The organism is Pseudoalteromonas sp. MelDa3, assembly GCF_002863625.1.
GTDB classification, from domain to species: Bacteria; Pseudomonadota; Gammaproteobacteria; order Enterobacterales; family Alteromonadaceae; genus Pseudoalteromonas; species Pseudoalteromonas arctica.
Genome location: NZ_PJBR01000060.1, coordinates 15,722 through 31,186, shown reverse-complemented (window position 1 = coordinate 31,186; position 15,465 = coordinate 15,722). Strand labels below are relative to the sequence as shown.

12 protein-coding genes and 1 tRNA gene are annotated in these 15,465 nt (G+C 39.5%); 11 read left to right on the top strand and 2 right to left on the bottom strand.

Going from position 1 to position 15,465, the window contains the following annotated elements; all coding sequences use genetic code 11:
* Positions 1-197 precede the first annotated feature (197 nt).
* Positions 198-644, top strand: coding sequence for an Hsp20 family protein (locus CXF89_RS12105; RefSeq protein ID WP_007585496.1), 447 nt, complete (start codon positions 198-200; stop codon positions 642-644).
* Between the two features lie 60 nt (positions 645-704).
* Here CXF89_RS12105 and CXF89_RS12100 read toward each other — a convergent pair whose 3' ends face one another.
* Both CXF89_RS12100 and CXF89_RS12095 read right to left on the bottom strand, forming a co-directional pair.
* Positions 705-2,261, bottom strand: a complete 1,557-nt coding sequence (locus CXF89_RS12100; protein WP_121954719.1) for a cryptochrome/photolyase family protein — start codon at positions 2,259-2,261, stop codon at positions 705-707.
* Between the two features lie 191 nt (positions 2,262-2,452).
* The gene (locus CXF89_RS12095) at positions 2,453-2,914 is read right to left on the bottom strand and encodes a globin domain-containing protein (RefSeq protein WP_121954718.1); all 462 of its coding nucleotides are present in this window, start codon (positions 2,912-2,914) and stop codon (positions 2,453-2,455) included.
* A 430-nt stretch (positions 2,915-3,344) separates the two neighbouring features.
* Between CXF89_RS12095 and CXF89_RS12090 the strand changes: the two genes are divergently transcribed.
* From CXF89_RS12090 to CXF89_RS12045, 10 genes are all read left to right on the top strand, one after another.
* A tRNA-Met gene (locus CXF89_RS12090) sits at positions 3,345-3,421 on the top strand.
* 281 nt (positions 3,422-3,702) lie between these two features.
* Positions 3,703-4,158 (top strand): ribosome maturation factor RimP, encoded by a 456-nt coding sequence (gene rimP / locus CXF89_RS12085; RefSeq protein ID WP_002958482.1) that lies wholly within the window; start codon positions 3,703-3,705, stop codon positions 4,156-4,158.
* 39 nt (positions 4,159-4,197) lie between these two features.
* Entirely contained in the window at positions 4,198-5,697 is a 1,500-nt protein-coding gene (gene nusA, locus CXF89_RS12080) for a transcription termination factor NusA (RefSeq protein ID WP_007585502.1), read from the top strand.
* 25 nt (positions 5,698-5,722) lie between these two features.
* On the top strand, positions 5,723-8,383 hold the full coding sequence (gene infB, locus CXF89_RS12075; RefSeq protein WP_007585504.1) for a translation initiation factor IF-2: 2,661 nt from the start codon (positions 5,723-5,725) through the stop codon (positions 8,381-8,383).
* 156 nt (positions 8,384-8,539) lie between these two features.
* On the top strand, positions 8,540-9,025 hold the full coding sequence (gene rbfA / locus CXF89_RS12070) for a 30S ribosome-binding factor RbfA (RefSeq protein ID WP_007585506.1): 486 nt from the start codon (positions 8,540-8,542) through the stop codon (positions 9,023-9,025).
* Positions 9,009-9,968 carry a tRNA pseudouridine(55) synthase TruB gene (gene truB / locus CXF89_RS12065; RefSeq protein WP_007585508.1) on the top strand — a complete coding sequence of 320 codons (960 nt, stop codon included), beginning with the start codon at positions 9,009-9,011 and terminating at the stop codon, positions 9,966-9,968. Before rbfA ends, truB begins: the two co-directional genes overlap by 17 nt.
* A 153-nt stretch (positions 9,969-10,121) precedes the next feature.
* Positions 10,122-10,391: a 30S ribosomal protein S15 gene (gene rpsO / locus CXF89_RS12060; protein WP_007585509.1), complete on the top strand. Its 270-nt coding sequence runs from the start codon at positions 10,122-10,124 to the stop codon at positions 10,389-10,391.
* A gap of 620 nt (positions 10,392-11,011) precedes the next feature.
* The gene (gene pnp, locus CXF89_RS12055) at positions 11,012-13,138 is read left to right on the top strand and encodes a polyribonucleotide nucleotidyltransferase (RefSeq protein WP_121954717.1); all 2,127 of its coding nucleotides are present in this window, start codon (positions 11,012-11,014) and stop codon (positions 13,136-13,138) included.
* Positions 13,139-13,279: 141 nt separating this feature from the next.
* Complete coding sequence (gene nlpI, locus CXF89_RS12050; RefSeq protein ID WP_121954716.1) at positions 13,280-14,158, top strand: lipoprotein NlpI; 879 nt, start codon at positions 13,280-13,282, stop codon at positions 14,156-14,158.
* Positions 14,145-15,320: a hypothetical protein gene (locus tag CXF89_RS12045; RefSeq protein ID WP_121954715.1), complete on the top strand. Its 1,176-nt coding sequence runs from the start codon at positions 14,145-14,147 to the stop codon at positions 15,318-15,320. The genes nlpI and CXF89_RS12045 overlap by 14 nt, the downstream gene beginning before the upstream one ends.
* Positions 15,321-15,465 lie beyond the last annotated feature (145 nt).

Here is a 15,465-nt window from a genome sequence, read left to right as displayed (position 1 = left end):
CTTCAGTGCCTTTTTTATTTATTTTTAATAAATTTACTTGAAAACAATTTTACCGTCCATATATAGTTAAGTAGGACGCCTGATGGGTCCTAAATTAAACTTAAACAATTGAAATTTATATTATTAATTAAACTTTGCTTGAGCTTGTTCAATAGAAAAGCACATGCAAAATATCGCTTAAATATGAGGATATTATTATGCGTACAGTAGACTTATCACCACTTTATCGTTCATTTATCGGCTTCGAACATTTAGCATCACTTATGGATGCGGCAGCTAATACAGACAAGCAGCCTAGTTTTCCTCCTTACAATATAGAAGCACTCGATAAAGACAAATACAGAATCACTATGGCCGTTGCTGGTTTTAGTGATAGTGAATTAACCATTGAGTCAGAAAACAACACATTAAAAGTTGCAGGTATTAAAGCTAATAAAGATGAAAATAATGAACGTAAGTTTATTCATCAAGGTATAGCAGAGCGTAACTTTGAACGTAAGTTTCAGCTTGGAGACCATGTAAAAGTACTTGGTGCCGATTTAGCTAACGGCTTATTAAGCATAGAGTTACAGCGTGAAATTCCTGAAGCACTTAAACCACGTAAAATAGAAATTGGTAATAGCAATCTAATAGAAGGTAAATAGTCTTCTAAAGTACATATTCCCCTGATTATTTAGCCGCCTCATTTGAGGCGGTTTTTTTACTTAAAGCGCTTCTAAATTATTAAGGTAGTAGGTTGCTTGTTGCAGCGTTTGTTCTTGAAGTGTTTCATCTTGTTTATCCCAGTTTTTATATACCATACCAATACGTGGGTTCTTCTCTAGCCTGTCTCTGTGTCTATTCATGAAATGCCAATACAAGCTATTTAGCGGGCAGGCTTGATCTCCTACTTTTTGTTTAACATCGTACTGACAGCTTTTGCAGTAATCGCTCATTTTATTAATGTAGTTACCGCTTGCAGCATAAGGCTTTGTTGCAATTATTCCATCATCGGCAAACTGACTCATGCCTCGGGTGTTGGGCATTTCTACCCATTCTATGGCATCTATATAAACGCCTAAGTACCAGTTGTCTACGTCATCAGGGTTTATTCCTGTAAGCATGCAAAAGTTCCCAATAACCATTAGGCGCTGAATATGATGAGCATAAGCGGTTTCAAGGCTTTGCTTGAGTGAGTGGCTTAGACAATTCATTTTTGTAGAGCTGTTCCAAAAATAAGATGGCAGTTTATTTTTGGCTTGTAATTGATTTTTAACTGCGTAGTCGGGCATGTTAATCCAATAAATGGCACGTACATACTCTCTCCAGCCTAATATTTGCCTGGTAAAGCCCTCTACTTGCGAGAGGGATATTTCATTGGGTCTTTGTTCGTATTCGCTTATTACACGTTTGATTACATATAACGGGTGGAGTATTTTTGCGTTTAGGGCAAACGATAAACGGCTATGGTACAGGCTGGTATTGTTTTTACTTTGATCTGTCATCGCATCTTGAAAGTGACCAAAGCGACTAAGTAAGTGCTCACAAAAGTATTCAAGAGATTCAATCGCTTGTTTACGCGTTGTTGGCCACTCCAGTGAATGTTCATTTATTTCACCCAAATAAGCGACGTTGTGTTTATTTAAACGAGAAATAATGCTGCTAACATCAGTATTGAATAACTTAGGCTCTGGGATGTCGGCTAAGTCTTTTTTGGAAAATTTATTACGATTATTACTATCAAAATTCCATTTGCCACCAGTTGGCTTTGCATCATCAATTAATATATTAAATTGCTTACGCATAGCACGATAAAAGTGCTCCATTGTTACATGCTTGTTTTTTGTAAAGCGTGTTTTTATATCGGTGAACGGTAATAAAAAGTGTTCAGTATCTGTAGCAATTACATTTAATGAGCTATCACTTTTAAACTTAGCTAATTGAGATTTTAGCCTAAACTCGTCAGGGTATTGATATTCAATAGAGTCGCATTGGTATTTATCGGCAACTCGCTTGAGTAATTCAATCAAGTCCTTGTCGTCATCGGTATCATCAAGTGTTAAATGTAAAACATTAAAACCTGCCGTGTTTAATGCAGTTGCAAAGTTTTCCATAGCATTAAAAAAAGCACACAGTTTTTGAATGTGATGTTTAACGTAGTCAGTTTCTTGTTTTAGTTCTGCGATGAGGTAAAGCGTGTCGTCGTCTTTTTGCTTGTACCATGAATGAGATGGGTTTAGCTGATCGCCTAGTATTAGTCTGAGTGTTTTGTGATGGGTCATAGTAAAGCCAAATTTTTTTATACGGACGTATTTAATTAAAGGATCGTTTTACTATTTAACTACGAGTGAATAGAGCAAAAAGGCTTAACCGATTATCAAGGCAATAAAGGCGTGTTGGATCATGGTGTGCAAATGAGTTTAATTAATGGGGAGGTTAAGTAAGTTAAATTGCCACCCCTAAAATTTTATATTTAAATTTTATTACTTTGCTTTTGCTGCATTTTTTGTTGTAACGAAACCACATTAGATACATTAAATAGAATATTGCTGGCAAAGTTTTCAAAATATTTAAGGGCTTTTTTCCAAGCGAGCTGGCTCTCAGGAGTAAAGTGTTTACCAAGGTGCTCTTTAAGGGTTTCGTAAAACGCATCAGATAATAGTGCAATGTCACTTTGCGAAACACTGCTTTTTTTTAGGTACATTAAATGATGTGCTAAAAAAGGAGCTACCGATGCTGGCTTATCTAAATGTTTAGCAATTCGTTCTAACACACAAAAAAGGGTAAAACTCTTTTCGTTAAATTGTAAGGCTGTTGGGTAATTCATTTCAATGCTAGATTCAGCCAATTTACTGTGAAATCGAGCCGTGAATGCATGAAAATTTGGCTTAATAATTGTTAAGTTATTTAACAATGCTGATTGTTGTTGGTTCATTTTTATCTCGCTGCAGTGAGTAATAACTACTATTATTAAGTGGCATAAAATTGATTATAGCGGGCAGATAAAATTCTGCACGTTTTTTTAGTGTTAAAGTATGGGTTTTAGTTATATCAATTTATTTTCTAGTAAATTGTAAGCATCTAGAAGGTACTAAGGTAGCTCAAATTTAGTTTGTTTGATTTTCACTCAAAAATAATAAGCTGTAATATTTAATAATTTAGAGACAGCATTTTATAAAATTGATTGATTACTTATGTTACTTATATATACATTAAATTAGCATCTTGACGAATTGGAAATTTTACAAACTAATTGCGTATTATAGTTGCTAATCATCCCGTACATCCTTATAATAGCGGCCATTGTTTAGCATGTTGTAAAACAGCTAACAGCGATATTAAATTTAAAGTTTGATATCTATTGGCGCGGGATGGAGCAGTCTGGTAGCTCGTCGGGCTCATAACCCGAAGGTCGTCGGTTCAAATCCGGCTCCCGCAACCAATTCTACTAGTAGGTATTACCTTACTAATTTATATCGCGCATTCTAAGTAATGCGCGTTTTGCGTTTTAGACTATGTAGTTTAATTAGGTCAGTTTACTGACTCGCAACCAAGCTTGGCCCTAGGCCACACAGTTTTATGCTTTATTGGTGTGACGCCCCGCTTGGTTCGGGGCGTTGTTGTATCTGCACCTTGCGATTTGTGGCAATTGTCATCAAATTAAAACTTAAACTCAGTATTTTAGGGCTATAAGCCCTTTTTTTGTTTGTATGGAGGATTTTCGTGACAAAACTTGAACAAGATTTAGTAACCATGTTAACGCCTGCGGTAGAAATGTTAGGCTTTGAATTGCATGGTCTTGAATTTGTGCAAGCGGGTCGCCATTCTACCTTAAGAGTATATATTGCTCATGAGGATGGGATCTCAGTTGATAACTGTGCGGATGCAAGTCGCCAAATTAGTGCGATTTTAGACGTCGAAGACCCAATTACAAATGAATATGATTTGGAAGTATCGTCTCCTGGTGTTGATCGTCTATTATTCAAACAAGATCACTACGAGCAGGCGCAAGGAGAGGAAGTACGCGTGCGTACTAAACTTCCACAGGATGGTCGTCGTAATTTTAAAGGCGACTTAGTAGCAGTTAGCAGCGATATGATCACACTATCTAGCGATGGTGCAGAGCATCTGATCATGCTTAGTAACATCGAACGTGCGAATTTAATCGCGAAGTTTTAAATTCGAGTGCGAAGGAATAGGGCAAGCGAGGCATTACCCATGGCAAAAGAGATATTATTGGTTGCTGAAGCCGTTTCCAATGAGAAAGCGGTTCCAAAAGAAAAGATTTTTGAAGCTCTAGAGTTCGCTTTAGCGACAGCTACAAAGAAAAAACACGATGGCGAAATTGAAGTACGCGTAGCAATTGACCGTAAAACCGGTGATTACGATACGTTCCGTCGTTGGCAGATTGCCGCTGTATTAGAAGATGGTTCTTTAGAGAACCCATACAGCGAAATCACTCTAGAAGCAGCACAGGTTGAAGAACCTGATTTGCAAATGGGTGATTATGTTGAAGAGCAAATCGACTCAATCAAATTTGACCGTATTACAACACAAATGGCTAAGCAAGTTATCGTACAAAAAGTACGTGAAGCTGAGCGCGCTTTAGTTGTTGAAGCATACAAAGATCAAGAAGGCGAGCTGGTAACGGGTGTTGTTAAAAAAGCAACTCGCGATGCAATCGTACTTGATTTAGGTAACAACGCAGAAGCGGTAATTTACCGTGATGACATGTTACCACGTGAAAACTTCCGCCCGGGTGACCGTATCCGTGGTCTTTTATATGAAGTTAAGCCTGAAGCACGCGGTGCACAATTATTTGTAACGCGCTCTAAACCTGAAATGCTAATGGAATTATTCCGCATTGAGGTGCCAGAAATTGGCGAAGAGATGATTGAATTACGTGCAGCAGCACGTGACCCAGGTTCACGCGCTAAAATTGCTGTTAAATCTAACGACAAACGCATTGACCCAATTGGTGCATGTGTTGGTATGCGTGGCGCACGAGTTCAGGCTGTATCGTCAGAACTTGGCGGTGAGCGTGTTGATATCGTACTTTACGATGACAACCCGGCACAATTTGTTATCAATGCAATGGCGCCAGCAGAAGTTGCTTCAATCGTAATGGATGAAGACACTCACTCAATGGATATCGCTGTAGAAGCAGATAACCTAGCGCAAGCAATTGGTCGTAATGGTCAAAACGTTCGTTTAGCAAGTCAGTTAACTGGCTGGGAACTAAACGTAATGACTGTTGAAGACATGCGTACTAAAAATGAAGCTGAATCTGATAAGTTACTTAACTTATTCACTGAAAATTTAGAAATTGATGATGAGTTTGCATCATTACTTATCAACGAAGGTTTCTCAACACTTGAAGAAGTGGCGTATGTACCAGCGTCTGAATTTTTAGAAATTGATGGTCTTGATGAAGAGACTGTAGATTTACTGCGCTCACGCGCAAAAGATGCATTGACAACTAAAGCACTTAAAACGGAAGAAAGCTTAGATGGCGCAGAGCCAGCTGAAGACTTACTTGCGCTTGAAGGCTTAGAGCGTCACTTAGCATTTGTTATGGCAAGCAAGGGTGTTGTTACACTTGAAGACTTGGCAGAACAAGGTATTGACGAATTAGTTGATATCACAGAACTTTCATCTGAAAAAGCGGGTGAACTGATTATGGCTGCACGAAACATTTGTTGGTTTGCAGACGAGTAATTTATTAACGGAGGTATTACACACTATGGCAGAAGTAAATGTTGAAAAACTAGCCGGCGATATAGGTACGACTGTTGATAAATTGCTACAGCAGTTTTCACAAGCAGGTATCACTAAGCAAGCAACTGATAACGTAACAGAAGCTGAAAAAGCAACGTTACTTGATCATTTAAGCAAGCATCATGGCGGTACAGGTTCAGATGGCCCAGCGCGTATGACTTTACAACGTAAGAGCAAAAGCACTTTAAGTGTTACGGGCTCTACTGGTAAAGCAAAAGATGTTCAAGTTGAAGTTCGCAAAACACGTACTTACGTGAAGAAAAGCGCAATGGAACAAGAGCAAGAGCAAGCTCGCTTAGCTGCTGAAGAAAAAGTGCGTCTTGAAGAGCAGCAAAAAGCTGACCAAGAAGCCGCAGAATTAAAAGCGAAACAAGAGGCAGAACGCAAAGCGAAAGAAGAAGCCGACCGTAAAGCCAAAGAAGAAGCTAAACGCAAAGCTGATGCAGAGCGTAAAGCGAAACAAAAGCAGATGACCCCAGAGCAAAGTGCTAAGTCTGAGAAAGATCGCATAGAAGCTGAGCGTCTGCAAAAAGAAGCAGAAGAGGCCGCATTGAAGAAAGCTGAAGAAGAAGCGAAACGTCAAGCAGAAGAAGCAAGAAAGCTAGCTGAAGAAAACTCGGCACGCTGGAAGAAAGAAGAAGAAGAACGTAAGAAACGCGAAGAAACAGCGGATCACCATCTTACGACTTCTACTTATGCACGTGAAGCAGAAGATGTTGCCGATGCTCGTGATGAGCAAGGTACACGCCGTGCTAAGAAAAAGAAAAAAGCGCCAGCAAAAGATAAATTTGCAGCGTCAAGAGGCCGTAACAAGTCTAAGTTAAAAGCACCTGCATCATTACAACATGGTTTCCAAAAACCAACTGTTGATGTTAAAAATGAAGTGCGTATTAGCGAAACAATTACAGTAGCTGAGCTTGCATCACGCATGGCCGTTAAAGGCGCTGAAGTTGTTAAAACAATGATGAAAATGGGTGACATGGTTACTATTAACCAAGTGATTGACCAAGAAGCTGCACAATTAGTTGCAGAAGAAATGGGTCACAAGGTTATCATTGTTAAAGAAAACGAATTAGAGCAAACAGTACTTAATGACCGCCACGAAGATGGTAAGTCAGAGCCACGTGCTCCAGTAGTAACTGTAATGGGTCACGTTGACCATGGTAAAACATCAACTCTTGATTACATTCGTTCTGCGAAGGTTGCTTCTGGCGAAGCCGGTGGTATTACACAGCATATTGGTGCATACCATGTTGATGTAAACGGTCACATGATCACCTTCTTAGATACACCAGGACATGCTGCATTTACTTCAATGCGTGCTCGTGGTGCTAAAGCGACTGATATCGTAATCCTAGTAGTTGCAGCAGATGATGGCGTTATGCCACAAACTAAAGAAGCGGTACAGCATGCTCGTGCAGCTGGCGTTCCTTTAATCATCGCAGTAAACAAAATGGATAAAGAAGGCGCAGATCCAGATCGTGTTAAAAACGAACTTGCTGTACTAGACGTTATTCCAGAAGAATGGGGCGGCGATACGCAGTACGTTCATATCTCAGCTAAAACTGGCTTAGGTATTGACGACCTTCTTGAAGCAGTATTGAACCAATCTGAACTTTTAGAGCTTTCTGCACCTACTGAAGGTATGGCGGCTGGTGTTGTTATTGAATCTCGTCTTGATAAAGGCCGTGGTCCAGTAGCATCAGTACTTGTTCAATCTGGTACGCTTAACCAAGGTGACATTGTATTATGTGGTCTTGAGTATGGCCGTGTTCGTGCAATGCGCGATGAAAACGGTAAAGACATTAAGTCAGCTGGTCCATCTATCCCAGTTGAGATTTTAGGTCTTTCTGGTATTCCTGCTGCAGGCGACGAAGCGACTGTAGTTAAAGATGAGCGTAAAGCGCGTGAAGTTGCTTTATACCGTCAAGGTAAGTTCCGCGATGTTAAACTAGCACGTCAGCAAAAAGCTAAGCTTGAAAACATGTTTACTAACATGACTGAAGGCGATGTTTCTGAAGTTAACGTGGTACTTAAAGCAGACGTTCAAGGTTCTATCGAAGCAATCTCTGATTCACTAACTAAACTTTCTACTGATGAAGTGAAAGTGAAGATTGTTGGTTCAGGTGTTGGTGGTATTACCGAAACTGATGCAACACTAGCTGCAGCGTCTAACGCAATTGTAGTTGGCTTTAACGTTCGTGCTGATGCTTCAGCTCGTAAAGTTATCGAGACTGAAAACTTAGACCTACGTTACTACAGCGTAATCTACAGCTTGATTGACGAAGTTAAACAAGCAATGTCAGGTATGCTAGCGCCAGAGTTTAAACAAGAAATCATTGGTCTTGCTCAAGTTCGTGACGTATTCAAGTCTCCAAAAATTGGCGCAATCGCTGGTTGTATGGTTACTGAAGGTGTTATTAAACGTAGCGCTCCAATCCGTGTACTACGTGAAAACGTTGTTATCTATGAAGGTGAACTTGAGTCACTTCGTCGCTTTAAAGACGATGTTGCTGATGTTCGTAACGGCATGGAATGTGGTATCGGCGTTAAGAACTACAATGACGTACGTGTTGGTGACCAAATCGAAGTATTCGAAACAGTTGAAGTACAACGTACTCTATAATTGTTACTAGGGAGTATTGAACGCTCAGGTTAACGCCGGACGTTCTACACACCCTACGCTAAGATTTTAAATGGGGGCTTAGCCCCCATTTGCATATCCATTATTTAGTTAACTTATTATTTAATTTCAATAAGTTATTATTTTAGGACAAGTATAATGAGAGAATTTTCTCGCACTGATCGTGTTGCACAGCAAATCCAAAAAGAGATTGCTGTAATTTTACAACGCGAAATTAAAGATCCACGCTTAGGTATGGTGACAGTGTCAGCGGTAGAAGTATCGCGCGATTTATCTTATGCCAAAATTTTCATTACTGTGTTTAACACACAAGATGAAGACGCAGCAAAGCAAAGCGCAAAAGTACTTAATGAAGCAACGGGCTATATTCGCTCGTTACTTGGTAAGCGTATCCGTGCACGTATAATGCCTGAGTTAAAGTTTGTAGTTGATAACTCATTAATGGAAGGTATGCGTATTTCTAATTTAGTGGATTCTATTATCCGCGAAGATAACGCAAAGCATGTAGATGAAGACGTAGAAAGTGTTGATGCTGCTGATGTTTCAGATAGCGAAGAAGGTACTGATCACGTAGACGATACAGATAGCGAAGAAGGCACTGATACAGATGGCAAAGCGCAGTAAAGGCCGTGCAGTTGACGGTATTTTGTTGTTAAACAAACCTGAAGGCATTTCATCAAATAAAGCATTACAGCAAGCAAAAAGTGTTTATTTTGCGCAAAAAGCTGGGCACACAGGTGCTTTAGATCCACTTGCCACAGGTATGCTGCCAATTTGTTTTGGTGAAGCGACTAAGTTTACGCAGTTTTTACTCGATACAGATAAAACCTATATCGTTCGTGCACAACTGGGTGAGCGTACAACAACATCAGATTCTGATGGCGAAATTGTTAGCACTAAAGATGTGAACGTTACACGTGAACAGCTAACAAAAGAAATAGCTGCTTTTGTTGGTGAGTCTGAACAATATCCGTCAATGTACTCAGCTCTTAAGTACCAAGGTAGACCGTTATATAAGTACGCGCGCGAAGGTATTGAAGTTCCTCGTAAATGCAGAAAAATAAACGTGTTTAGCTTATCGTTTGACGAATTTGATGAACAAAGCAACGTATTACAAATGACGGCCCATGTATCTAAAGGGACCTACATTCGTACAATCGTTGATGATTTAGGCGAAAACCTAGGCTGTGGCGCACACGTTATTATGCTCCACAGAACCGCTGTTGGTCAGTATCCGGCAGATAAAATGGTCTCGCTTGATGAGATTGAAGCGTTGCTTGCTAAAGCGAAAGAAGAAGAGCTTGCGCCTTCAACTTATTTAGACTCGCTATTGCTACCAATTGATACTGCTTTAACTGATTTACCCGTTGTTGAAATTACAAAAGAACAAGGGGGAATTTTTAGTCACGGGCAAGCTGTAGAATTATCAATCGCTTTACCTGATGGTGCAATTAAAGTTGTTGCGGATAATATATTTATTGGTACTGGTGAGCGTAACTCAAACGGTCATTTAAAGGTTAAACGTGGTCTTGCTAGTCAGCAAGACGATTACGTGAAGCCTGAATAAGCAACTAATGTGCCTAACGGTGGCTTATTAGTTGTAGTTGGGGATAATTAGCTTGTAGTTATTCCTACAGTTGGTAGAATACGCCCGCTTAATCGTTTTGGCTGAATTAGTGATCGGCTAAGACACCTTTTAAATTTAATTTTTGGAGTTACTATGTCACTAAGCAATCAAGAAAAAATCGATATCATTGCTAAATTTGCACGTGCAGAAGGCGATACAGGTTCATCAGAAGTACAAGTAGCATTACTTACTTTTGACATCAACAAGCTTCAAGGTCACTTTGCTGATCACAAGCATGACTTCCACTCACGTCGTGGTCTGCTTCGTAAAGTAAGCACTCGCCGTAAACTACTTGATTACCTTAAAGGTAAAGACATCACTAGTTATACTGCGTTAATCAAAGAACTTGGCCTACGTCGCTAAGAACTAGATTATAGAAAAAGGAGCTTTTTAGCTCCTTTTTTTGTGCCTGAAATTTGTGTTTCCAAATTAAGAAAATTCTTAAACCTATTGAATTATAATATAAAACCCCCATTTCATAGCCTACCAATAGCTGTTGTATTTACCCGCTAATTAGCCCAGTTTAAATCTAGTAGCTAGTGTGTGTTGACCTTTCGTGATTAATTTTGCAGCTGTATGTTTGGTCTTTAGGCAAGGCAGCGCCTATGTAGTGTGGTTATTCCCCATAAATAGGCGATAACGCAGCATAAATGCCAAACATGCGCTGCCCTGCGGGTTCATCCTAGGGGCGATTAACTCTTTGTTGCTCGATTTTTACTTAGCCCACTAGGTTACAAATCTCGCGCCGTGATTAAATCGACCCTAGATTGAACAAATTTCAATCCACAAAGATCAACACACCCTAGACTCGCATTTTGAAGCAGCTTTGGTATATACTATGCGCGTAGGTAAAAAGGTTTATCTACGCTTATTCACATCATTGCCAATTGTAGTACTTAATTGATTTCCAACTGAATACAATTATGTACTGTAATTGGTACTTTGATGACAACTTATTAGAATACATTTAAGGAATATTTTAAGTGCAAGCAATTATTAAAGAATTCAAACTAGGTCAACATACAGTGACTCTAGAAACTGGTGCAATCGCTCGTCAAGCAGACGGCGCTGTACTTGCAAGCATTGGCGACACTTCAGTTTTAGTAACTGTTGTTGGTAAGCGTGAAGCACAACCTGGCCAAGACTTTTTCCCACTAACAGTTAACTACCAAGAGCGTATGTACGCTGCTGGTCGTATCCCAGGTGGTTTCTTAAAGCGTGAAGGTCGTCCTAACGATGGCGAAACACTTATTGCACGTCTTATTGACCGTCCAATTCGTCCACTTTTCCCAAGCGGTTTTGTAAACGAAGTACAAGTTATTGCTACTGTTGTTTCTGTTAACCCTGAAATCCAACCTGATATGGTTGCGATGATTGGTACTTCAGCAGCACTTGCTATCTCTGGTATCCCGTTCAGTGGTCCAATTGGTGCATCTCGCGTTGGTTACATCAACGGCGAATACGTACTTAACCCTACATTAAAAGAGCTTGAAGAAAGCCAACTTGATTTAGTGGTAGCCGGTACTGATAAAGCGGTACTTATGGTTGAATCAGAAGCTAACGTACTTGCAGAAGACGTAATGCTTGGTGCTGTTGTATATGGTCATGAGCAATCTCAAGCGATCATCACTGCAATTGAAGAGTTTAAAGCAGAAGCAGGCAAACCTACTTGGGATTGGACTGCACCAGCTAAAAACGTTGCATTAGAAGATAAAGTTGCAGCAATTGCTGCTGATAAAGTAGGCGCAGCTTACTTAATCACTGATAAAGTAGCGCGTAAAGAAGCACTTGGCGTAGCTAAAGATGAAGTTGTTACAGTGTTAACAGCTGAACTTGCTGAAGGCGAGTCTTTAGATAAGCAAGAAATTGGTAAAATCTTCGGTTCACTTGAGAAGAAAATCGTTCGTGGCCGTATCGCTTCTGGCGAAAAACGTATCGATGGTCGTGAACCAGATATGATTCGTGCACTAGATGTAATGACTGGCGTATTACCGCGTACTCACGGTTCTGCTATCTTTACTCGTGGCGAAACTCAAGCGTTAGTAACAGCTACACTTGGTACAGAACGTGATTCACAGTTAATCGACGATTTAACTGGTACTCATAAAAACCACTTTATGCTTAACTACAACTTCCCTCCATTCTGTGTAGGTGAAACTGGTTTTGTTGGTTCTCCTAAGCGTCGTGAAATCGGCCATGGTAACCTTGCTAAGCGTGGTATTGCTGCTGTAATGCCAACATTGACTGAATTCCCATATTCAATCCGTGTAGTATCTGAAATCACTGAATCAAACGGTTCATCTTCAATGGCTTCTGTATGTGGTACTTCACTTGCACTTATGAATGCCGGCGTTCCAATTAAAGCGTCTGTTGCCGGTATTGCGATGGGTCTAGTTAAAGAAGACGATAAATTCGTTGTTCTTTCTGACATCTTAGGTGATGAAGATCACTTAGGTGACATGGACTTTAAAGTTGCTGGTACAGCTGCAGGTATCACTGCACTTCAAATGGATATCAAAATCGAAGGTATTACTCAAGAAATCATGCAAATTGCGCTTAAACAAGCAAAAGCTGCACGTTTACATATCTTAGAAGTGATGGACGAAGCAATTTCTGCTCCTTCTGAAGAGCTATCAATGTTTGCTCCTCGCATATACACAATGAAAATCCCACAGAAGAAAATCGCTGAAGTTATTGGTAAAGGTGGCGCAACTATTCGTCAGCTTACTGAAGAAACTGGTACAACGATTGAAATCGGTGACGACGGTACAATTAAAATTGCCGCTACTGATGGCGAAAGTGCAGCTAATGCAATTAGCCGTATTGAGCAATTAACAGCTGAACTTGAAGTAGGTACTATCTACGAAGGTAAAGTTGTACGTATAGTTGATTTCGGTGCGTTTGTAAACATTCTTCCTGGTAAAGATGGTCTAGTACATATTTCTCAAATTAGTACTGAGCGCGTTAATAACGTGGCTGATCACCTTTCTGAAGGTCAAGAAGTTAAAGTTAAAGTACTAGAAGTAGATCGCCAAGGCCGTGTACGTCTAAGTATTAAAGAAGCAATGGAATCAGCAGCACCTGCAGCTGACGCGCCAACTGACGCGTAATTGTTAACTTATTAATCTAGTTATATTAGCTAGATGATAAAAAAGGGGCTGTTTAGCCCCTTTTTTTATGCTTTAATGAAACCTTATTGGACAAGGTCTGTCTTATATTAATCGCGATATATCTTGGTATTAAGGATTTTAATGATACTCAAACATTTAGCTTTGGCATCTTTTGCTATTTTGTCTTTAAGCGCTTGCCAAACTACAACAGAATCAGAACCAACCCCGATTGTTAATGTGCCATTTACTGCACCTTTAGCCTCTGACTTTAGAAGTGAAATTGCTATTGCACGCTACTCAGAGTTATTGAATAGGGCTGACTTAAGCGAAGAGCAACAAGCTAAGCTTTATTACGACCGTGGTGTACTTTTTGATAGTTTAGGTATGACCACTCTTTCGCGTATTGATTTTAACCGCGCAGTAAAACTTAAGCCTGATTTAGCTGAAGTATATAATTTTTTAGGTATTCAACATACGCTTATGCAGCAGTACGAAAAAGCCTATGAGTTTTTCGATTCAGCTCTAGAACTTGATGAAGAGCATGAATACGCCTATTTAAATCGAGGAATTGCACTGTATTACGGCGATAGAGCTGGCCTTGCTAAAAATGACTTTAACGAGTTTTTAGCCCGTTCTCCTAACGATCCGTACCGTGTTTTATGGGTTTATTTAGCCCAGGCACACGAGGATAAAGTAATCGCACTTGATGCCCTTAAACAAAATGCGACTGCGCTTGATGATTCACAATGGGCGTATCAGTTAATTTCTCTTTATACGGGCGATATGAGTGAACATGCATTTTTATCAGGCATTAGTGATGGTGTTAGAACTGAGCAAGAATATGCCCAGCGTTTATGTGAAGCTTATTTTTACCTAGCTAAAATGCATCAAGCAGCGGGTGAGCTTTATTTAGCATCAGACTATTTTAGGCTTGCGCTAGCAACCAATGTACATGAGTTTATTGAGTACAAATATGCGCGTTTAGAACTTGAGTTGATGGAAGGTGTTGACGCAAGTTAAGCGTTTTAAATTAATAGGTGTATTACTATGTTGTTTGTTAATTACAGGCTCGAGTAATCACCTTGGCGCTATTGGCTTTTGGCATGTTTTAAATACAAAAGCCAATGTTCTACAAAGTTATTGGAATTCACCAGTTTATTTTTCTGCTCACCTAGAGCAGTTACCAAAGACCTCTTTAGCTATACTCGCTCGCAGTAAAATTTCCTCAGCACAATATATGTATTCTCTTAAGCTTATTAAAAGCAGTCAGAGTGATACTGCAAAACAATTTTGGCTCTCCGCTATAAATGACTTAACAATCCCAGAGCGTAAAGTATTAGCAACAAAGTTACTTGAGCAATCACGTTGGAGCGATTTAGAGTTACTCGCTAGTAAAAACAAATTACCAGCAGGAGATGTGCTAAATCATCTAAAACTTCAGTTAAAAACACCACAGAGTAAAATATCTGCCGCGTTTATCCACGATCTTGGCTTTTCATCTTTAAGCAATATAAACAAACCTAACAATCAATGTATGTTTAACGTGCTGACTATGAGCGATCATCGCAGTGGCTTATATAAACTTACAGAGTTTATTAATGCTTATAACAAACAACCAGAGCCCCGTGAAAATATTTTTTGCTTTTCAAAACCCGTTTACGTTGCGGGTATGCTTGAGTGTAAAAGTAGTACTAGTCACATAGCAAAGTGTGACTGGCAATCATCTAAACTTAATAGCCAGCTTCCTAACAATTTTGATTTTATAGTGATGATGCCAAAAGGCGGAACGGCTAATGTTACGAATGGGACAATGCTAATAAACTCAAAAGCAAAATACAGTGTGTTTTTGCATGAGCTGATGCATTTTAACGGTTTTGAAGATGAATACGCTTTGCCTAAAACTAAGCAAGCATGGTTGTGTGCAAAAACAGGTTTTGTTGCACCTAATTTATTTATTTCTCATGGTGAGTCGCCGCCAACAGGTTGGCATAAAGCAAAGAGTTGCCAGGTAGGAGGTATTGCTTATAAACCTAGTGAGAATTGGTCTATTATGCAATATCAGCAGTTAGGGCTCTCAGCGCAGTATAGAGAACTTTGGTTGAAACATTTAGATATGACCAATGGTAACTTTCATCGTCACCCTGGCGCGCTTACATTTGCAAATAAGGCCATATTAAATTAACAATTATCAGTATTAATTAATTGTTTTTTTAGGCTTAATAAATTGTTAGTTCTTGTTTAAAAAACACCCATACAGAACCGCTTTTTATAGACAAAATCAGTGTTTTTCAGTATAACTATAGTCATTAATGTCGTTTAAAAACAGG